The sequence below is a fragment of the Fusobacterium ulcerans genome, from assembly GCF_003019675.1.
Taxonomy (GTDB): domain Bacteria; phylum Fusobacteriota; class Fusobacteriia; order Fusobacteriales; family Fusobacteriaceae; genus Fusobacterium_A; species Fusobacterium_A ulcerans.
On the sequence record NZ_CP028105.1, the window covers coordinates 2,194,805 to 2,214,783 of the forward strand.

Consider the following 19,979-nt stretch of genomic DNA (forward strand, 5'->3'; position numbering starts at 1 on the left):
ATATGTTGAGAATTACCAGTTAGCAGTTCTCTCAGATAAAGGATCACTACATTCCATCATTCTATAACAGAATTTTAATAGAAGATCACTTTTTAATTCTTTAAAATTTTCATTAAAAAATAAATTTTCTTTCTCTAAAGGATCATTCTTTAAGTCATAAAGTTCCCCATAATTTTCGTTGAGAAATAAATTTAATTTATATCGTTTATCTCTATATGTTTTTATCATAATCCCTCTATCTCTAGCATCATATGTGACAACTGCTGAAGATTTTTTTCTAACTGAAGAAATGTTTTTAATTAGAGTATTGAGACTCTCTCCTTGAATTCCATAAGGAATATTACTTCCTATTAATTCAAGGATAGTAGGAACAATATCAATATTTTCAACAACAGTGTCTGAGACTCCTTTTGAAACTCCTTTTCCCCAGATTAATAACGGAACTTTAATTAGATCATCATACATAAATGGCCCTTTTTGTAAAAGTCCATAATCCCCCATGTATTCTCCATGATCGCTTGTAAAAATTATTATTGTATTGTCTAACTGCTTTTTTTCTTCTAAGGACTTTAGAATTTTTCCTATTTCTTGGTCGATAAAAGAAATCATAGCATAATAATATTTTGTAAATTCTTCTATTTTTTCATCAGAGAAATTATGCTGCTCTCCACCCCCAGGCCAATATCCATTTTTTCCTTGTTTTTGCAGATGTTCAGGTCTTCCATTACATAGGAAATTTTTTGAAATAGGTTTATCTATAATTGTATTTTCATATAATGAAGCAAATTTTTCTATGGGATCAAAGGGATGATGAGGATCAACAAAGCTTGTCCACATAAAAAGAGGAGAATTGAAATCATGATTTATTATTTCCTCACAGCTTTTCATACCTATCCAATAAGTTTGATTCATTTCTTCTGGAAGGGGATTTATGCCATCTTCGCCTTTACCAACAGCAAGATCATAACCATTTGCTTTTATGTAATCTAGATATTTTCCCTGCTTATCATCTTCTGTTATAAAAGTTTTATCAAAACCATAATAAGTATTATCTTTTGTTCTATTTCTATCTCTGAAATCTACATCTTCAAAATTGTTATTAAAGTCTTTAAGCTGTGGTCTTAGATGCATTTTACCAACAGCTATATTATAGTAATTATAGATTTTTAAAATATCTGCTAAAGTAGTTTCATTCTCATTAAGACATGTCCCAATATTCCATGCTCCTGTATTCATCGGATATCTTCCTGTAAATATGGCAGCTCTCGATGGAGTACATACTGGACTTGTACAAAATGAATTTGTGAAAATATATCCTTCATCAGCTAAAGAATCTAATACAGGTGTTTTTATTTTTTTGTTGATATATCCAACAGTATCAGCTCTAAGCTGGTCAGCAGTTATCAAAATAATATTAGGCTTGTTATTCATTGCTTTCTCCTTTAAACATACTTTCAAAGAATTGTGAATTTGTTATATTTTCAATTCCATATTGGATAGCTCCTTTTATTATCAAGTTATCATTATAATCAGATCTTTCTATAAGTATTTCTTTTGTTTTGTCTAAAGAGTTGTTTTTTAATATTCTTTTTAGCTCTTTCCAAAAGAAATCATCAATAAATGTAATTTTACCTGTGATAATAATTTTTTCAGGAGTTATAAGGTTGTTTACCCATAAAATTATGTAAGAAAGAGGTCTTAATAAAGTTAAAATCTCATCTCTAAAAAAAGACTTATTTTTATTAGCTTCTTCAACTATTTTGTCATAAGAAAAATGTTCTCCAGTTTTATTGTATACTTTCTCCTCTATTCTCCAGTTAGCCATGACAGTTTCAAGGCATCCTTTATTTCCACAGACGCATAGAAGAGAAGATTCAGAATAATCAAAAGGAATATGACCTATTTCTTTAAGCTCAAAGCTTCTTTCATTAGAAACTAGATCATACTTTGATATAGTAGAGCCAACGCCATTTTCAATATTAAGTATTACAAAATCTTTTTGACTTTCATAAATTTTAGATTGAGATAAAGCAATGAGATTTACTCCATTTTCGATTATAGTTGTTATACTGAAATTATTTTCGAAGATCTCTTTTAAATTCAAATTTTTCCAATGATAATATGTAGAAATCTCAGCTATTCCTTTAAAAGAATCAACTATTCCATTCATTCCTATACTTATGAGCATAATTTTATAGTTCTTTAATATTTCATTTACTTTTTTTAGTGTAGAATTTAATATATCTGTTTTAGAGTCAATAGAAATCGATTCTGTTGTTAAAATTTTTCCATAAATATCAGCAATAGATATAGTTACACTGCTTAATCCAAAATAAATGGCCATAATATTTTGGAATTTACTTAAATTTATGTAAAGATATTTTGGCTTTTTGCCAGTTTTAGAAGTATCTACAGTATCAGTTTCAATAATATAGTTTTTTTCTATGAGAGATTTTACAAGCTTACTCACAGCCATTCTAGATATTCCTAAGATTTCAGCTAATTCATTTCTTGTTATTTTTTTCTTAGTAATTAAAAGATTTAAAATTGCAATTTTATTATTTCTTTTCAATTTTTACCTCCTAAAGCTTTATAAGAGTTTGATACTTGAATTATATAAGATTTATTTTTTTATTTATAGATATAAAAGCATCAATTTTTAAACTCTTTGTATATTTTAATAAACTTAAAAGTAAACTATTTTACAATTAGTGATAAATAGGCATATTTGTTAGTAAACTATTTTTTGAATTTTGAGTAAAAAAATAAAATTTTGAACTATTTGCTTATTAAAAGTTAAAAAACAAAATAAATAAAACTAAAATAAAACGTTTTTTTTAATAAAAAGAGCCTGACTTAATTATTTTGTCAGGCTCAATCTTAATTTATTCAGAAAGTGATAATCTTCCAATAACTCTTTTAGAGTTTATAGACCATTTATTATTTTCATAAGTAAGTTTAAATTTTTCTCTAGTTTTTTTCCAAACATTTTGCTGAACAATTTCAATATTGTCATCTTCAACATTAGATATTATAGCAACATGACCATAAGGATTTAAAATATATGGTTTGAATATTATTATATCCCCAACAGAAGGTTTTTTAAAACTAGGATTAGAAAATTGCAGTAATCCTCTTTTAATATTTATTTCCCCATCTTTTAGCTCTTTATTATAGAAATCTTTAGCATTTCCATAAGTAGCAGGCATTTTATGGTTGTAGTATTCAAAATAATATCTCTTTATAAATTCAACACATTGATACTTCATTCCAATATTGTATCCATCTTCAGAAAGGTTTCTTCCAAAAGACTTTGTTGGAAATCCATTAAAATATACTTTTACATTATTGAAGCTGTCTAATTCTTTTCCAACCTCTTTATCTATTTTCATTTTAAAAAATACAATTCCTATTATTATAATTAAAATAATTTTAGGCAAGGTACTTCTCTTTTTCTTTTTACGAAAAATTGAACTAGCCATATAATTCCCCCCCAAGATATTTTATTTAGCTGAATATTTTTCTTATTTTCTTTTCTAGTTGAGCTGGAACTGTATAATTTTCTTCTGAAACTGTTTTAAGAGCATTAAAAGGTTTATTTTTATAATTTTTTCTTTCTCTCTTTTCATTATAAAGTTCCTCTTCTATATCGTTATCAAATTCTATGAAATCACCAAAATCATAATTAATAGTCTTTTGAATAGAATGATTTTTTATATTTGAATTTTCTATTTCAGATTCAGTTCTCCAGAAATGATTATCCTTATCATAAATGGCAACATAAGGCAATTTAAAAGCATTTAAAAGTTTTATGAACTGTGGAATAATGCTTTTGCTACCACATTCAAGAATAGAGTAGTCATACTTATAAATTCCTAGTTTTTTAGAAAGATACCCAAGAACTATTTTATCTGTTTGCCCTTCTACCAGAATAACTTTCTTAGCAAAGAAAAGTTCACTTCGATCAGGATTTATCCAATAGTTCATATTAAAGTATTTTACCTCATCTCCAGAAAAAAGTCTTCCTTTAAATTGAAAAGCCCTGCTTCCATTATCAGCATTTCTGATAATACATATGGATTTATAGTGCTTTAAACTTATAAAGTTGCTTGAATGAGTAGAAATGTATAATTGCAGTCCCAATTTGCTGAGGGCAATAAAACAATCATACAATTCTTTTTCAGCCTGAGGGTGAAGATATAGTTCAGGTTCTTCAAAGAATATCATAGTATTTCCTATTATGCTTGTTTCCACTTTTTTAGATTCAGCAGCTAATGCTCTGAATAACTCAAATAATAGTGCTCTATACAATCCTTTGCTTACATATTCTGCTGTGAGAGTATCTGATAAATTTTTCATTTCTTTTAATACAAATTTTTCATCTATATCTCTTTTTTTCAAAATATTTAAAAAAGAATTAATAAAATGTTCTGCTTGTTCATGTTCTGTAAAAGCTGGAATAAAAAGAATAGGAATATTAGAAACAATATTTATATATGTATCATAATTTATTTCAGTCCATTCTCTATTTTTTCCTATTTTGTATTGTATTTCATGGTTAGGATATTTGACAATTCTAATTTTTAATTCTTTGTTGTATATATAATTTTCTAATTCTTTAAAAGTTTTTCTGGAAAAGTTAGAAAAACTTCCTTCTAATTCCAAAGGAATATTTTGATTTCGGATATCCTTTGTTCTTAAATTACGAAAACCTAAAAAAAACATTATAGAAGACATAATACTGGATTTTCCATTATTAGCCGGTCCTATAAAAAGCATAAGATTCTCAAAATCAACTTTTGTATATTCTATACATTGCCAATTAACAATTTTTAATTTTTTCAAATACATAAAAAACTCCTTTCTATATATTTATTTCTATTGACATTTTAACGGAAAAAAAATATAATTTCAATGTAAACTTTCTATATATAAAAAATTTTCTAGGAGGACAGTGTATAGTTATGATAAAAAAAGTTTTGTTAGCGTTAACTTTGTTTAGCACTTTGTCTTTTGGAGCAGAAAGAAACCTTGAGGAAGGGTATATAAAAAAAATGTATAGTGATTTAAATTTGAATCAAAAAGTTGAGTACACAATTTTCAGAAAAGCATATAAAGGTTATATGCAGATACCAGATAAAAGAGAAGGGCTTCTTACAATAGTGGATTATACAAAGCCATCAAATGTTGAAAGATTTTTTGTATTGGATCTTAATAAAAGAAAAGTTGCCTACAGCACATATGTAACACATGGAAAAAATTCTGGATTAACTTCAGCTCTTAATTTTTCAAATAATAAAAATTCATATATGAGTTCATTAGGATTTTATATGACTAATGATTCATATGTTGGAAGTAATGGATATTCATTGAGACTAAAAGGATTAGAAGCTGGAATAAACTCAAATGCTCTCAGCAGAAATATAGTTGTACATGGAGCAGATTATGCTGAACCTGATTTTATAGAGAGGTATGGATTCCTTGGAAGAAGTGAAGGGTGTCCAGCTATACCGACTACAATTTCCAGAGATGTTATTGACTCTATAAAAGATAGAACAGTTTTATTTATTATAGGTAATGACAGGCATTATTATGAAAAAAGCAGTTATGCATCATTATAAAAAATAATAATAGAAAATATAAGAATAAGTGACCAAAGGTTTTAATTAACTTTTGGTCATTTTTTATTTGTGTTTTTAAAATGTTGTTTGTGTGAAAAATATGTATAAAAAAATATATTTTATTCACAATTTATTCATAATTACATATTATAGTATCAATATGAAAGAAAAGATTTAAGTGCTAATTTTTCTTGATTTAAAGATAAGGCAGCGAAGATTTCCCAGATTAAAACTGCCTTGCAGGTAAATTATTATGATGCTCATAAAGCATGTATAATTTAATATAAAAAAGTACAGGGGGTATTTTTATGAAAAAATCTTTATTATTAGTTAGTGCATTTTTAGCAGTAGCAGCAATGGCTCAAGCTAAAGAAATTGTACCTGCTCCAGTTGTAACAGAGGAAGCACCAGTACAAGTTGTAGAAAAAGAAGTTATTGTCTACAGAGATAAACCTGAAGTATTCAGACCAAATGGTTATGTAAATTTACATTATAAATATTATGGAGATGCTGAAGAGCTAAACTATAAAAATGATGGAAAAAGTAATAACTATGGAAGAGTTGAATTAAAAGGTAAAATCAACATGACTGAAAACCAAGCTTTGGAATACAGAATAAGAGATTACAATAGCTGGAACTCAACAGGAAATACTGAAGATAAAGGAATGGATGGAACAGAAGCAAGATTCAGATATTTCTATAATCATGGAAATTTAGGAGATTCTAAAGTAAACCTAACTTCAAGAATTCACTACCAAGATAATGGACATGATGATGATACTCAAGAATTAGAATATCAAGCAAGATTTAACTTTGCTGACTATATGTTCAACAATGATTTTGTAAAAACTACAGACTTTGTAGTAGCTCCAAAATATAAATATGCATGGTTAAATAGCGATGATTATGATAACCAAATAGGTGTAGACTTATATACAATGCATGAATTCCCATTAGGATTCTCATTTGAATTTAATGTATATGCAACTCAACATTTCTATGGAAAAGATCAAGCGACTGGAGCAAACAGCACAGTAGATGACAACTTTGGAGTAGATGTAGAGGCATACTTATACAATACTACTAACCTATATTCAAATGGAAAACTTAATATAGATTTCTATTTTGAAGGTGGATTTGATCCATATTCTTGGAACTCAGAAAATGTTCTAAAAAGAGAGTATAGAACTAATAACTTTGATAAAGAATCTGATCCTGTAAAAGTATCATATGAAGATTCTAAATATAGATTGTATGCTTGGCCTCAAATCATCACTTCATACAATGTAACTGATTCATTTAAAACTTATGTATCTTTAGGTGCTGAGTATACAAATGGATATAAATATGAAAGCGATGCACAAGATTGGAGATGGCAGCCAGTTGCTGTAGTAGGATTCAAAACTACATTCTAATAAAATAAAAAAGTTAAGTTTATTATAAATACTTAAGTAAACTGCTATGAAAAAGCCGATTTCTGCTAAAATTCAGAAATCGGCTTTTCTTTTGTTTAAAAATAAAAAGTATTATCTTTTTTATATTTTTTTTATATGATATAATTTGGAAATAAGAGCTTTTTAGTTGGTGGAGGTATTGTGAAAAAGATTCTGATAGTAGAGGATGAAAAGGAAATAAGAAATATTTTAAAGGTATATTTGCTAACAGCAGGATATGAAGTAACAGAATCAGCAGATGGAGAAGAGGCAATGAAAATTTTTTATGAAAAGCCTTTTGATCTGGTAATATTGGATATAATGCTTCCTAAAAAGGATGGTTGGAGTATATGCCGTGAAATAAAAGAGTATAGCTCTGTCCCTGTAATAATTATAACAGCAAGAGATAATGAAAATGATGAAGTGTTTGGTTTTGAAATAGGAGCAGATGACTATATAACAAAACCTTTCAGTAATAAAGTATTTTTAGCAAGAGTGAAGACAGTTTTAAAAAATAAAACTATTGTTAATAACAGTAATGAGATAGAAGTAGGAAAGCTTAAAATAAATGATGTTTCTCACAGTGTGTCTAAAGAAGGAAAAAATTTAGATCTTGCTCCTAAAGAATATGAAATACTGATGTACTTTATCAAAAATAAAAATATAGCTTTAAGCAGGGAAAAGATGCTTACAGAGATATGGGGATATGGTTTTGTTGGAAACGACAGAACAATAGATGTTCATATAAAAAACCTCAGAAAAAAAATTGGGGGAGAATATATTAAAACTATAAGAAGTGTTGGTTATAAGTTTGAAATAAAATAAAGAAAAGGAATATGATTATTTATGAAGAAGATTTTCTATAAAATATTTTTAATACTTGTTATAGTCACATATATGCCTCTTTTTATAATATATGGATTTCATACTCTGTATGTTAATGATTATATCAAAAATGAAAAAGCTAAGGAACTGAAAGAAATAACTGAATTTGTAAATGTAAATTCTTTTTCAAATGAATATAAGAAAAAAATAGAAGAAACAGAAAATATTCAAGTTGATATTGTAGATTTATCAATTGATAGACCAGAAACTTATGTTTTTGAATATCTCAATAACAGAGATCTTAAAATTGATTTAGAAAGTATGCGTATTAATCAAATTGCTGTGAGGTATGTAAAAAAAACACATCTTTTGAATAATATATATATTATTAAGAAAGTAGATAAAGAAAAATATATTTTGATCTCATCATTAATGGTAATACCTGAAGTAATAAACCGTATAATTTTATCTGCATATTTTTATGTGACAGTTCTTATTATTCCAGTTGTACTCATGCTGGCATATTTTATTTCTAAAAAAATGTCAGGTCCTATAGTACTTTTAGAAGAAGTATCAAAAAAAATGTCAAATCTTGATTTTTCAAAAACAATTGAATTTAAAAGCAATGATGAACTTACAATGCTTGGAAAGAATATAAATATCATGGCACAGGCATTAAAAAATAATATAGATGAACTTAATCTAGTAAATAAACAATTAAAAAAAGAACTTGAGACCAATGAAAATCTTATGAATTCAATAAGTCACGAACTTAAGACTCCTATTGCTATTATAAACGGATATATTGAAATGCTTCAGGATAAAATGATTAAAGATCCTAAAGAAATAGAAAAAATATATTCAGTTATGTTTGATGAAGGGATTCATCTTAATAAGATGATTAAAGATTTAAATTCTTATCGTAGATATGAAGCTAATTTCTTTGAAGTAGAAAAAAAAGAGATAAAAATAAAAGAGTTTATAGAGGGACTTTTAAATAAGTATAGACTTGATATAGAAGAAAGAAAAATAAATCTTACTATAAATATGGAAGATGAAATAATTATAGAAGATTTAGGAAAACTATCAATTATACTGAATAATCTTTTAACTAATGCAATTACATATACAGACAGCAGAGGGATAATCGAAATAAGCTATAAAAATAAAAATTTAAAGATATCAAATAGTGCAGAAGATATTTCAGAAGAAAAATTTGAGAAAATTTTTCAGCCTTTTTATAAATTAGATTCTTCGAGAAATAGGAAATATGGTGGAACAGGATTAGGACTCTCTATTGTAAAAAATATTTTAGAACTTCTTCAGCTTAAATATAGTATGAAATTTGACAAGGAGAGAGGTTTTGTTATATTCAATATAGAATTCAGTTAAAATATAAAAAAGAAGCTTGCTTGATAAAGAAAAATTTTGGCAGAGCTTCTTTTTTTATTAGAACTTATTTATTTGTTTTTTTAATTTTACAGAATTTCTCAGATTTATTTTTTTCTTTATTTTATTGTATCTTCTTATTTTATAATATATTTGAGAAAAAGTAGAAACCAATACGATTCCAACTGTAATAGCAACTGTTATAAGAATGGTTTCAGTTCCCTTTGCTACAGCGTCTTCTATTTTATTTTCAACCAGATAGGACATTGTAAAATATACTCCACTTCCAGGTACCAAAGGAATAAGACTGGCTATCAAAGTAGAGGTAACAGGAGTCTTTAAAAATCTGGCAATTATTTCAGAATATACAGTAATTGCAATTGATGAATATAAAAATGATGATGGTATAGAGCTTCCATTATATTTAAAGAAAATATACACAGCCCACCCTAAAGCTCCACCTGCACTTGCACAAAATAATTTTTTTCCTTTAAGATTGAATATAATACCAAAAGCAAAAGTACTTGTGGCAGCCCATAAAATTTCTAACAGCATTTTATATACCTCCAAATCTTACAAGGATAAATAGTGCAAATCCAGTACCTATAGCTAAAGCAGCTCCTACCAGAAAGGCTTCTACAGCACGAGATATTCCTGAAAGAAGATCTCCAGCCACAAGGTCTCTTATAGCATTTGTAAGGGCTATTCCGGGAACAAGGAGCATGATAGCTCCAATGATTGAATAGGAAACTGTATCTGTGAATCCAATTTTATATGAAAGATAAGAGCAGATTGTACAAATAAATCCTCCCAAAGTATTTATGAAGAAACTATTTGACTGAAGCCTTGCAGCAAAATCTGATATTACAAATATAAGTCCTCCACTTATAAAGGCACAGCATGCATCATTTAATTTACCTTTAAAAAGAAGTGAAAAAGAAAAAGCTCCAAAACAGTAAGCTAAAAAATACATATATTTTTTATAAGGAACTTCTTTATCTATTATACTTATTTTTTTAGCAAAATCTTCAAAAGAATATTTTTTTATATCTCTTACTAATTGATTTATACTATGGACTTTATTTAAATTTGTAGTTCTGTTAGGAACTCTTTCAACAGAACAGAAAAGTTCTCCCTTGTAGTTTCTTACAGAGGTAATTATACAGGTTATTGAAACAAAACATTGAGCATTCAGTCCATAATGCCGGCATATTCTATTTATTATATCTTCCACTCTATAAGTCTCAGCACCACTTTGCAATGCTATTTTCCCTACTAAGTTAGCTAGTACGAGAACCTTGTTTTCATTCATAAAATCTTCCTCCCCAAGAATGAAAATATAGATTATTTGAACATTTCTAAAACCTCAGGAGAATATTGTCCATTACTATCATGAGTAAATAATGGAGGCAGTATTCTAAGTCCAGGTTTACCATATTTAATCCCCTCTACCAATAATATTTTTCCCTCTTTATCAGTTTTAGAATGGCAGAACTGAATTCTTTTGGGTTCAATAAGATGTTTTTTCATAAGTTCAATTATTTCAATGAGTCTGTCTACTCTATGAACAAGAACGAAATATCCCTTATCTTTTAATAAACCAGCAGCAGTTTCTATAAGAGTATCGAGTGTAATAGATATTTCATGCCTTGCCAAAGTTAATTGTGTAAGATCATTTAAAAGTTCCTCATTGCCATTAAATTTAAAAAATGGAGGATTTGAAACTACCATATCTAAAGTATGAGTAGTAAAATATTTTCTCCAATTTTTCATGTCATCATTAATAATAGTAATTTGATCTTCAAGATTATTAAGCTTTATATTTCTTCTAGCAAGGTCACTTGATATTTCCTGTATTTCAATTCCTGTTATTTTTGCTTTTGTTTTTTTAGAAAGAAAAAGGGGGATAGCTCCATTCCCAGTTCCTAAATCTACAATATTGTTAATATTTTTAGTAATAGACGCAAATTCTGAGATAAGAAGTGAATCTAAAGAAAAAGCGAAATGGTCAGTTCTTTGTATTATCTTCATATCTTTTTTTAAAAGGTCTATAATAGTTTCAAATTCGTTAGTGATCATAATATGTTTTTTCCCTCCCATTGCATTATATCAAATTTAATTATAAATTAAAATTAGAATTTTAAGAAGAGAAAAAAAGAGCAGCTGGAATTAAATCTAAAGACGATTTACAGCTGCTTCTTATCAAAAAAATTGTATTCAATTTTAAATTATACTATTCCCATCATTCCTAAAACTATGGCAGCAGCCAATGCGATCAGAGGAATAACACAAGTAACCATTCCAATATCGTTGTATGAATCTTTATGAGTCATACCAGTAACTGCAAGAAGAGTTATAACAGCACCGCAATGTGGAAGAGAATCCAATCCACCAGAAGCAATTGTAGCTATTCTGTGGAAAGCTTCAACACTTATTCCCTGAGAAGCAGCTATTGCCATATATTGAGGTCCAAGAGCTTCCAAAGCTATTCCCATACCTCCAGAAGATGAACCTGTAGCTCCTGCAAGAAGAGTTATAGCTAATGCTTCTGAAATTAAAGGACTTGCATCAATTCCTAAAAGCTTATCAGTAAGTACCTGGAATCCTGGAACAGCTCTAACTACTCCACCAAATCCTACAGCAGCAGCAGTATTAAGAATTGCTATTACTGAACCATTTGCACCTTCATTTAAAGCTTTAATAAAGAATTTAGATCTCTTTAAATTTAATAGAGCAACAACAATATTTCCACATAAAAGTGATAATATACTTGCTGGTGTTATAGCCATGCCAGCTTTTTTACTTAATATATAAAGTACAAGAACAACTGTAACAAGAGGAACTAAAGAAAGATATTCATTAGGAAGATCTCCTTCTTCTTCTTTTACATTATTTGATGGTTCTACAAAACGCTCTCCAGCTTTTACTAATTTTTCCTGCTTCCAATATAGATATAGATATCCACATCCAAGCATTATTAAACCTGCAACTATACCCATAATAGGAGCTGCATAAGGTGTAGTGTTGAAATATCTTCCAGCAATTATATTATTTAACTGAGGACTTCCAGGAAAAGCTGTCATAGTGAAAGTGAATGCACCAAGTGCAATAGCACCAGGAATAAGCTTTCTTGGTAAATCAGCTTCTCTGAAAAGAGATATAGCAAGTGGGTATATAGCAAATACTACAACGAAAAGGCTTACTCCTCCATAAGTAAGAACAGCACAACTTACAACAACTCCAAGAAGAGCTCTTTTAGCTCCAACAAATTTTACAAGGAGATGTGCAACTGCACGAGCTGCTCCTGTAACATCCATCATTTTTCCAAAAACTGCTCCTAGAAAGAACAGAGGGAACCATGATTTAGTAAATCCAGCCAGAGAACCCATATAATTTTCAGTATATGACTCCAGTAAAACCTGTCCATTGAATCCAAATCCATATAAAGCAACAACGATAGCTGAAAGTGGAGCTACCCAGATGATAGAATATCCCTTATATGAAAGAAAAACTAATAATAATAAACCTAAAAGTATACCCAGCATATATTTTTCCTCCCTAAATTTATTTTTTACTCTTCAATAATTTTTAAAAGCAACAAATTAGAACAAAACTTATAATTAATATACAAAATGGTCTGATAGTTTTATGCTAAAATCATACTCCAATAAATTAACAAAGTAAAATACTAGAATTTCATTTGCTGTATGAAAAAAAATCATACAAAGTCATAAAAAATGAAATTAAGGGATTAAATGAAATTATAAATCTATATTTTTTACAAATTCAATAAAAAGTTTTATAGCTTTGGATACATATTTATCTTTTCTTACAATAAGTGCTATGTTCCATGGAAATTCAGGATCTTTGATAGTTAAAAGTCTAATGTTTTTAGAATAGAATTTACTGAGTATAGGTCGAGGAAGTATACTTATTCCTTGATTAAGAGCTACCATTTCAGCAATAAAATCCCATTGTGAACTAGTACAAATTATGTTTGGTTCAAACCCAGCCTTAGCACACAAAGCTTTTATTCTGTCATGGAGCATGTATGTTTCATTTAAAATAATAAGAGGCTCATTTTTTATTTCAGCCATAGAAACTTCTTTTTTAGAAGCTAAAGGATGGTTTTTATGAACAACAACAACATTGTCTGACATAAATACAGGAGTTATGTTAAAGTCTTGAGAGGAGAAAGGAAGAATAACAACACCAATATCTATTTCTCCTTTTTCAACTTTATCTTTAACTGTATTAGCTCCAGCTTCAATAACACTTAAATTAATGTTTTTATACATATTTCTAAATTCTTGAATAGTTGAAGTAAAGTATATAGTACTTATTACTGGAGGAACCCCTACTTTGATATTTCCTTTTTCTAAACTTATACTATCTTGTAATTTAGTAAGCTGTTCATTAATAACTTTTAGAGCGATGGTACCGTTTTCATAGAGAAGCTGTCCCTCTGGAGTTAATTTAAAAGTTTTGGATGTTCTGTCTATTAAGATAATATCTAATTCGCTTTCAAAAGTTTTTATAGCCTTACTTAAAGCAGATTGACATATATAGAGCTTTTTAGAAGCATTTGTAAAACTTTCCTGTCTAGCTATTTCTACAAAGTAATTCAAAAGTTTTATATTAATAAGAATCCCCCTCCTTTTTCAAATAATTAAAATTTGGATTTTTATAGTTTTATTTATACTTAGAGTATACCTCTCTAAGGACAGAAAATTAAATACTTTTTTATCATATGCTGTATGAATTAAATTCATAAAAGAAAAAATGAATAATATATAAAACTTATCCACAGCTCAAGTATTATAACATATTTTTATAAAATAGAAAATTCTCTCCAGCTGAGAAAAAAATATTTAATAAAAAGATAGTAATTTATTTTTGGATACATCTATTGACTTTTTCGATAAGTGTGTACTATAATCCTACTAACAAATTAGAATCATATTTGATGTATGAAATGGCATGACTTAGTTCTAAAAAAGAATACAAAAATATTCTGATAGGTATTTTTGTAAAAAAGGAGTGAGTTCACATGGCTGAGTTTATTAAAGCGTCTCAAGCTGCCAGATTAATAAAAGATGATTCGTTATTACTGGTATGTGGTTTTGTAGGGATAGGAAGTCCAGAAGAGATATTCATAGAGATGGAAAAATCTTTTTTGGAAGAAGGAACACCAAAAAATTTAGATCTTATGTTTGCTGCTGGATTTGGTGATGGAAAAACAAAAGGGCTGAATCATTTTGCTCATAGAGGAATGATAAAAAAAGCTATAGGGGGACACTGGGGGTTAGCTCCAGGCCTGGCACAACTGGTAAATAATAATGACATGCAGGGATATAATCTGCCACAGGGAGTAATTGCTCAAATGTTTAGAGATATGGCAGCAGGAAAACCTGGAACTATTTCTCATGTTGGATTAGGGACATTTGTGGACCCAGAAATCCAAGGAGGAAAACTTAACAGCATTACAACAAAGGATATTGTTGAAAAATTAACATTGAATGGGAGAGAAGTGTTATTTTTTCATGGACAAAAGCCAAATTTTGGTATTTTAAAAGGAACTTCATCAGATGAAGATGGAAATATTTCTTTTGAGGAAGAACCGTTGACATTGGAAACATTGTCAATAGCAATGGCTGTAAAAAATGCTGGTGGAAAAATAATTGTTCAAGTAAAGAAAAAAGTAGAAAACGGAGTAATTCAACCTAAAAATGTAAAAATACCAGGAATATTGGTAGATTACGTAGTAGTTGCAGAAAATCCAGAAAATCATAAGCAAACATTAGCTGAGGATTTTAATCTTGGATATGTGACTAGAGTTATATCTGATAAACCACAAAAAGTGGAGCCAGTACCATTAGATGAAAGAAAAGTTGTATCAAGAAGATGTGCAATGCTTCTTTCAAGAGAAAAGAAAATAATAAACTATGGAATAGGAATGCCAGAAGTAATAGCTGCTGTACTGAATGAAGAGGGACAGGAAGAGTATTTTACTCCAACAGTAGAACCGGGAGCTATCGGTGGAACTCCAGCAGGAGGGCTTAATTTTGGGGCTTCTTTAAATCCTATATGTATAGTAGATCAACCTTACCAGTTTGATTTTTATGATGGTGGAGGACTTGACATGGCATTTTTAGGTCTTGCTCAATGTGATGGAGATGGAAATATAAATGTATCTAAGTTTGGACCTAAAATAGCTGGATGTGGAGGATTTATAAATATAACACAAAATGCAAAAGAGGTAGTATTCTGCGGAACGTTTACAGCAGGAGGATTAAAACTTGAAATAGCTGATGGAAGTTTAAAAATTCTTCAAGAAGGAAAAATTAAAAAATTTGTTAAAGATGTTGAACAAATTACATTCAGTGGAAAACTGGCAAAAGAAAATAAAAAGAAAGTAAAGTATGTAACAGAAAGAGCAGTTTTTGAACTAAAACCTGAAGGATTAACATTAGTAGAAATAGCACCTGGAATAGATATAGAAAAAGATATATTAGGACAGATGGAATTTAAACCATTGATTTCAGATGAGTTGAAAACTATGGATGCAAAAATATTCAGAGCGGAAAAAATGGGACTAGTATTATAATTTTAAATACTATTTTATCTTATAATTTTGATAAGTGAGAGACCATTGTTCATAAAAATTTCTAACTGATAATTATATTCTTTAAATATATTTTTTCTAAGGTTAAGAATGAGAAAGGGAGTTTTTTATAATTTGATTATTTTTTAATAATTATAACGCAAAAAATGAACAAAAAAACATAAAGTGCTCCCTAGCTCTTGACTTTGAGCTAAAATATTGGTATAACATATAATAGAGTACAATTGACAGGTTGTGTGTATGTAAAAAAAGCATTAGATACATATAAAACAAAATAGTACAATTTTCGAACGGAAGTGAACTGAAAATATTTGGTTAATTTTTTTTTGAAAAAGTGCTATAATAAAATATATTTATATCTATATAATATATTTATATCTACTGTTTTTTTATTAATCAAAGAAATTTATGAATGATGGATTGGAGGGGATATGAATTTCGGAGATTTGAAAATAGGTATGAAGGCTCAAGTTACAAAAACAATTACAGAGGCTGATGTTATTCTTTATGCAGGTATCACGTTGGATATAAATCCAGCTCATCTAAATGAAGAACATGCAAAAAAAACTATTTTCAAACACAGGATAGCACATGGAATGCTAACTGCAGGTCTAGTATCTGCCGTATTAGGAACAAAACTCCCAGGTGAGGGGAGCATCTACATGGGGCAGGAACTAATGTTCACAGCACCAGTTTATTTTGGAGATACTATCACAGCAACTGCTGAGATAATAGAGTTGATTCCAGAAAAAAACAGAGTAATATTATCAACAATATGTACAAATCAAGATGGTAAAGAAGTATTAAAAGGTCAAGCAAAAATAATGAAAAAATAGTTAGATAACAAAGACTAGTAGGAGGATTAAGATAATGGAATTTAATATACCTAAGACACATGAACTTTTCAGACAAATGATAAGAGAATTTGCTGAAAAAGAGGTAAAACCTTTAGCTGCTGAAGTAGATGAAGAAGAAAGATTCCCAGTTGAAACAGTTAAAAAAATGGCTGAAATCGGGTTAATGGGAATCCCTATTCCAAAACAATATGGTGGAGCAGGTGGAGACAATATAATGTATGCAATGGCAGTAGAAGAACTTTCAAGAGTTTGTGGAACTACTGGAGTTATTGTATCTGCACATACTTCACTAGGAACTTGGCCAATATTACACTTTGGTACTGAAGAGCAAAAACAAAAATATATTCCAAAACTAGCAAGCGGAGAATGGTTAGGGGCTTTTGGATTAACTGAGCCAAATGCTGGAACAGATGCTGCTGGACAACAAACTACTGCAGTTTTAGATGAAACTACAAACGAATGGATCATCAATGGTTCTAAAATATTTATAACAAATGCAGGATATGCTGATGTTTATGTTATATTTGGAATGACTGACAGATCAAAAGGATTAAAAGGAATTTCAGCTTTCATATTAGAAACAGGAACTCCAGGATTCTCTATAGGTAAAAAAGAAAAGAAACTTGGAATCAAAGGATCATCAACTTGTGAATTGATATTTGAAAATGTAAGAATCCCTAAATCAAACCTACTAGGAGAAGTTGGAAAAGGATTCAAAATTGCTATGATGACTCTTGATGGAGGAAGAATAGGAATTGCTTCTCAAGCATTAGGAATTGCTCAAGGTGCTTTAGATGAAACTGTTGGATATGTAAAAGAGAGAAAACAATTTGGAAGAGCTATTGCTAAATTCCAAAATACTCAATTCCAATTAGCTGATTTAGAAGTTAAAATAGAAGCTTCAAGACTTCTAGTTTACAAAGCAGCATGGAAAGAAAGCAACAACCTACCATACACAGTAGATGCAGCAAGAGCTAAACTATTTGCAGCTGAAACTGCTATGGAAGTTACTACTAAAGCAGTTCAACTACATGGAGGATATGGATACACTAGAGAATATCCAGTAGAAAGAATGATGAGAGATGCTAAAATCACTGAAATTTATGAAGGAACTTCAGAAGTTCAAAGAATGGTAATAGCAGGAAATCTTTTAAAATAATTAACCAATAGAGAAAAAAAGTATATGAATTAATATATGGAGGATGGAAGATGAAAATAGTAGTTTGTATAAAACAAGTTCCAGACACAACTGAGATCAAATTGGATCCAGTAAAAGGGACACTAATCAGAGATGGAGTTCCTAGTATCATGAACCCAGATGATAAAGGTGGATTGGAAGAAGCTTTAAAACTTAAAGATAAATATGGAGCTCATGTAACAGTTATCACAATGGGACCTCCTCAAGCAGAAGCTATCCTAAGAGAAGCATATGCAATGGGTGTAGATAGAGCTATCCTTTTAACAGATAGAAAATTTGGAGGAGCAGATACTCTAGCTACTTCTAATACTATTGCAGCTGCTTTAAGAAATATAGAAGCTGACCTAATAATCGCAGGAAGACAAGCTATTGATGGAGATACTGCACAAGTAGGACCACAAATAGCTGAGCACCTAGGATTACCTCAAGTATCTTATGTAAAAGATATGCAATATAATACAGAAGACAATTCATTAACAATTAAAAGAGTTGTGGAAGATGGATATTACTTAGTAAATGTTCAATTACCTGCTCTAGTTACTGTATTATCAGAAGCTAACCAACCTAGATATATGAGAGTTGGAGGAATTGTTGAAGCTTTTGATAAACCAGTTGAAACTTGGACTTTTGATAACATAACAATAGATCCAGCAATCATTGGATTAAATGGATCACCTACTAAAGTTAAAAAATCATTTACTAAAGGAGCTAAACAAGCTGGTAAAGTATTTGAATTAGAAGCAAAAGAAGCAGTAAACTTAATTGTTGAAAAATTAAAAGAAAAATTTGTTATTTAACAAATGAACCTTAGGAAAAGGAGATAGGATAATGAATTTAAGTGATTATAAAGGAATATTAGTATTTGCAGAGCAAAGAGATGGGGTAATTCAAACTGTTGGTTTAGAATTAATTGGAAAAGCTAAAGAATTAGCTGGAGTATTAAATGTACCAGTAACAGCTGCTTTAATAGGGCATAATGTTGCAGGATTAGCAAAAACTCTAGTTGAATACGGAGCTGACAAAGTTGTTGTAGTTGATCAAGCTAGATTAGAAGTTTATGATACTGAGGCTTACACTCAAGTATTTAAAGCTATAATTGATGCTAAAAAACCTGAAATCGTTCTATTTGGAGCTACTACTTTAGGAAGAGATTTAGCACCTAGAGTATCTTCAAGAATGGCTACAGGACTTACAGCTGACTGTACAAAACTTGAAATTTCTGAAGAAACTAAAGGATTAGAAATGACAAGACCTGCATTTGGAGGAAACTTGATGGCAACTATCGTTTGTCCTGATCATAGACCTCAAATGTCTACAGTTAGACCAGGAGTAATGCAAAAAGCTCCAAGAGTAGAAGGAAGAGAAGGAGAAATAGAAAACTTCTCTGTATCTTTAGATACTTCTAAAATGAAAGTTAAAGTTGTTCAAATAGTTAAAGAAACTGCTAATAAAGTAGATATTTCTGAAGCTAAAATACTTGTATCTGGAGGAAGAGGAATCGGTTCAGCTGAGAACTTTGCTGCATTAGAATCTGTAGCTAAAGAAATCGGTGCAACTGTATCTGCTTCAAGAGCAGCTGTTGATGCTGGATATATCGAGCATGATAGACAAGTTGGACAAACTGGTAAAACAGTTAGACCTGACATTTACTTCGCATGTGGAATTTCTGGAGCAATCCAACACGTTGCAGGTATGGAAGAGTCTGAATATATCGTAGCTATTAACAAAGACAAAGATGCAGCTATATTCAATGTTGCAGATCTAGGAATTGTTGGAGATGCTAACAAAATAGCTCCATTACTAGCTGAAGAGTTGAAAAAAGCTAAAGACGCTAAGTAATAACAGATAAAAAAATAAAATCTGAGAGTATTTATAGGGGACTGGTCAATAAAAGAGTTGACCAGCCCCTTTATTTATAATATAATAATCTGACAAGGAGACTAATGTAAGACAAGCGCCAGAACTTTTTATAAAAGTTGACGAGGACTGAGATAATCGAAATTTCGGCGGGTTTCTCAGAGGTGGTTACAA

Annotated in this window: 18 protein-coding genes; 9 read left to right on the plus strand and 9 right to left on the minus strand. The window is 29.5% G+C overall.

What is annotated here, in order from left to right:
- Positions 1 to 12: 12 nt before the first annotated feature.
- From C4N20_RS10180 to C4N20_RS10195, 4 genes are all read right to left on the minus strand, one after another.
- Entirely contained in the window at positions 13 to 1,431 is a 1,419-nt protein-coding gene (locus C4N20_RS10180) for a sulfatase family protein (protein ID WP_005978130.1), read from the minus strand.
- Positions 1,424 to 2,572 (minus strand): ROK family protein, encoded by a 1,149-nt coding sequence (locus tag C4N20_RS10185; protein ID WP_005978126.1) that lies wholly within the window; start codon positions 2,570 to 2,572, stop codon positions 1,424 to 1,426. The genes C4N20_RS10180 and C4N20_RS10185 overlap by 8 nt, the downstream gene beginning before the upstream one ends.
- 313 nt (positions 2,573 to 2,885) lie before the next feature.
- Positions 2,886 to 3,482, minus strand: a complete 597-nt coding sequence (locus tag C4N20_RS10190; RefSeq protein ID WP_005978123.1) for a CHAP domain-containing protein — start codon at positions 3,480 to 3,482, stop codon at positions 2,886 to 2,888.
- 25 nt (positions 3,483 to 3,507) lie between these two features.
- Positions 3,508 to 4,851 (minus strand): ATP-dependent nuclease, encoded by a 1,344-nt coding sequence (locus C4N20_RS10195; RefSeq protein WP_005978120.1) that lies wholly within the window; start codon positions 4,849 to 4,851, stop codon positions 3,508 to 3,510.
- A 113-nt stretch (positions 4,852 to 4,964) separates the two neighbouring features.
- Here C4N20_RS10195 and C4N20_RS10200 point away from each other — a divergent pair, with 113 nt between their 5' ends.
- From C4N20_RS10200 to C4N20_RS10215, 4 genes are all read left to right on the plus strand, one after another.
- Positions 4,965 to 5,621, plus strand: a complete 657-nt coding sequence (locus C4N20_RS10200) for a murein L,D-transpeptidase catalytic domain family protein (RefSeq protein WP_005978118.1) — start codon at positions 4,965 to 4,967, stop codon at positions 5,619 to 5,621.
- Positions 5,622 to 5,929: 308 nt separating this feature from the next.
- On the plus strand, positions 5,930 to 7,036 hold the full coding sequence (gene fomA / locus C4N20_RS10205; protein WP_005978115.1) for a major outer membrane protein FomA: 1,107 nt from the start codon (positions 5,930 to 5,932) through the stop codon (positions 7,034 to 7,036).
- Between the two features lie 180 nt (positions 7,037 to 7,216).
- Positions 7,217 to 7,879, plus strand: coding sequence for a response regulator transcription factor (locus C4N20_RS10210; protein WP_005978111.1), 663 nt, complete (start codon positions 7,217 to 7,219; stop codon positions 7,877 to 7,879).
- A 21-nt stretch (positions 7,880 to 7,900) separates the two neighbouring features.
- Positions 7,901 to 9,271, plus strand: coding sequence for a HAMP domain-containing sensor histidine kinase (locus C4N20_RS10215; RefSeq protein ID WP_005978109.1), 1,371 nt, complete (start codon positions 7,901 to 7,903; stop codon positions 9,269 to 9,271).
- 57 nt (positions 9,272 to 9,328) lie between these two features.
- Here the strand turns inward: C4N20_RS10215 and C4N20_RS10220 are convergent, their stop codons facing one another.
- From C4N20_RS10220 to C4N20_RS10240, 5 genes are all read right to left on the minus strand, one after another.
- Positions 9,329 to 9,823 (minus strand): threonine/serine exporter family protein, encoded by a 495-nt coding sequence (locus C4N20_RS10220; protein ID WP_005978106.1) that lies wholly within the window; start codon positions 9,821 to 9,823, stop codon positions 9,329 to 9,331.
- A gap of 1 nt (position 9,824) precedes the next feature.
- The gene (locus C4N20_RS10225) at positions 9,825 to 10,580 is read right to left on the minus strand and encodes a threonine/serine exporter family protein (RefSeq protein WP_005978103.1); all 756 of its coding nucleotides are present in this window, start codon (positions 10,578 to 10,580) and stop codon (positions 9,825 to 9,827) included.
- 32 nt (positions 10,581 to 10,612) lie between these two features.
- The gene (locus tag C4N20_RS10230) at positions 10,613 to 11,347 is read right to left on the minus strand and encodes a tRNA1(Val) (adenine(37)-N6)-methyltransferase (RefSeq protein ID WP_005978101.1); all 735 of its coding nucleotides are present in this window, start codon (positions 11,345 to 11,347) and stop codon (positions 10,613 to 10,615) included.
- Positions 11,348 to 11,496: 149 nt separating this feature from the next.
- Positions 11,497 to 12,813 (minus strand): GntP family permease, encoded by a 1,317-nt coding sequence (locus C4N20_RS10235; RefSeq protein WP_005978097.1) that lies wholly within the window; start codon positions 12,811 to 12,813, stop codon positions 11,497 to 11,499.
- A 216-nt stretch (positions 12,814 to 13,029) separates the two neighbouring features.
- Positions 13,030 to 13,896, minus strand: coding sequence for a LysR family transcriptional regulator (locus C4N20_RS10240; RefSeq protein WP_005978095.1), 867 nt, complete (start codon positions 13,894 to 13,896; stop codon positions 13,030 to 13,032).
- 422 nt (positions 13,897 to 14,318) lie between these two features.
- Between C4N20_RS10240 and C4N20_RS10245 the strand changes: the two genes are divergently transcribed.
- The 5 genes from C4N20_RS10245 to C4N20_RS10265 all read left to right on the plus strand — a co-directional run bounded on the left by C4N20_RS10245 (position 14,319) and on the right by C4N20_RS10265 (position 19,787).
- A complete protein-coding gene (locus C4N20_RS10245; protein ID WP_005978093.1) occupies positions 14,319 to 15,875 on the plus strand; it encodes an acyl CoA:acetate/3-ketoacid CoA transferase in 1,557 nt (518 codons plus the stop codon).
- A 449-nt stretch (positions 15,876 to 16,324) separates the two neighbouring features.
- Entirely contained in the window at positions 16,325 to 16,729 is a 405-nt protein-coding gene (locus C4N20_RS10250) for a MaoC family dehydratase (RefSeq protein WP_005946704.1), read from the plus strand.
- A gap of 34 nt (positions 16,730 to 16,763) precedes the next feature.
- Positions 16,764 to 17,909: an acyl-CoA dehydrogenase gene (locus C4N20_RS10255; protein WP_005978090.1), complete on the plus strand. Its 1,146-nt coding sequence runs from the start codon at positions 16,764 to 16,766 to the stop codon at positions 17,907 to 17,909.
- A gap of 50 nt (positions 17,910 to 17,959) precedes the next feature.
- Complete coding sequence (locus tag C4N20_RS10260; protein ID WP_005978087.1) at positions 17,960 to 18,745, plus strand: electron transfer flavoprotein subunit beta/FixA family protein; 786 nt, start codon at positions 17,960 to 17,962, stop codon at positions 18,743 to 18,745.
- Between the two features lie 31 nt (positions 18,746 to 18,776).
- Positions 18,777 to 19,787, plus strand: a complete 1,011-nt coding sequence (locus C4N20_RS10265; RefSeq protein ID WP_005978084.1) for an electron transfer flavoprotein subunit alpha/FixB family protein — start codon at positions 18,777 to 18,779, stop codon at positions 19,785 to 19,787.
- Positions 19,788 to 19,979: the final 192 nt, after the last annotated feature.

What these genes read in the sequence shown, in the direction of transcription:
- C4N20_RS10200 (WP_005978118.1), top strand. Translation starts at nt 4,965, where the DNA reads ATGATAAAAAAAGTTTTGTTAGCGTTAACTTTGTTTAGCACTTTGTCT.
- C4N20_RS10215 (WP_005978109.1), top strand. Translation starts at nt 7,901, where the DNA reads ATGAAGAAGATTTTCTATAAAATATTTTTAATACTTGTTATAGTCACA.
- C4N20_RS10190 (WP_005978123.1), bottom strand. Translation starts at nt 3,482, where the DNA reads ATGGCTAGTTCAATTTTTCGTAAAAAGAAAAAGAGAAGTACCTTGCCT.
- C4N20_RS10260 (WP_005978087.1), top strand. Translation starts at nt 17,960, where the DNA reads ATGAAAATAGTAGTTTGTATAAAACAAGTTCCAGACACAACTGAGATC.
- C4N20_RS10180 (WP_005978130.1), bottom strand. Translation starts at nt 1,431, where the DNA reads ATGAATAACAAGCCTAATATTATTTTGATAACTGCTGACCAGCTTAGA.
- C4N20_RS10250 (WP_005946704.1), top strand. Translation starts at nt 16,325, where the DNA reads ATGAATTTCGGAGATTTGAAAATAGGTATGAAGGCTCAAGTTACAAAA.
- C4N20_RS10265 (WP_005978084.1), top strand. Translation starts at nt 18,777, where the DNA reads ATGAATTTAAGTGATTATAAAGGAATATTAGTATTTGCAGAGCAAAGA.
- C4N20_RS10245 (WP_005978093.1), top strand. Translation starts at nt 14,319, where the DNA reads ATGGCTGAGTTTATTAAAGCGTCTCAAGCTGCCAGATTAATAAAAGAT.
- C4N20_RS10195 (WP_005978120.1), bottom strand. Translation starts at nt 4,851, where the DNA reads ATGTATTTGAAAAAATTAAAAATTGTTAATTGGCAATGTATAGAATAT.
- C4N20_RS10220 (WP_005978106.1), bottom strand. Translation starts at nt 9,823, where the DNA reads ATGCTGTTAGAAATTTTATGGGCTGCCACAAGTACTTTTGCTTTTGGT.
- C4N20_RS10230 (WP_005978101.1), bottom strand. Translation starts at nt 11,347, where the DNA reads ATGATCACTAACGAATTTGAAACTATTATAGACCTTTTAAAAAAAGAT.
- fomA (WP_005978115.1), top strand. Translation starts at nt 5,930, where the DNA reads ATGAAAAAATCTTTATTATTAGTTAGTGCATTTTTAGCAGTAGCAGCA.
- C4N20_RS10225 (WP_005978103.1), bottom strand. Translation starts at nt 10,580, where the DNA reads ATGAATGAAAACAAGGTTCTCGTACTAGCTAACTTAGTAGGGAAAATA.
- C4N20_RS10255 (WP_005978090.1), top strand. Translation starts at nt 16,764, where the DNA reads ATGGAATTTAATATACCTAAGACACATGAACTTTTCAGACAAATGATA.
- C4N20_RS10235 (WP_005978097.1), bottom strand. Translation starts at nt 12,813, where the DNA reads ATGCTGGGTATACTTTTAGGTTTATTATTATTAGTTTTTCTTTCATAT.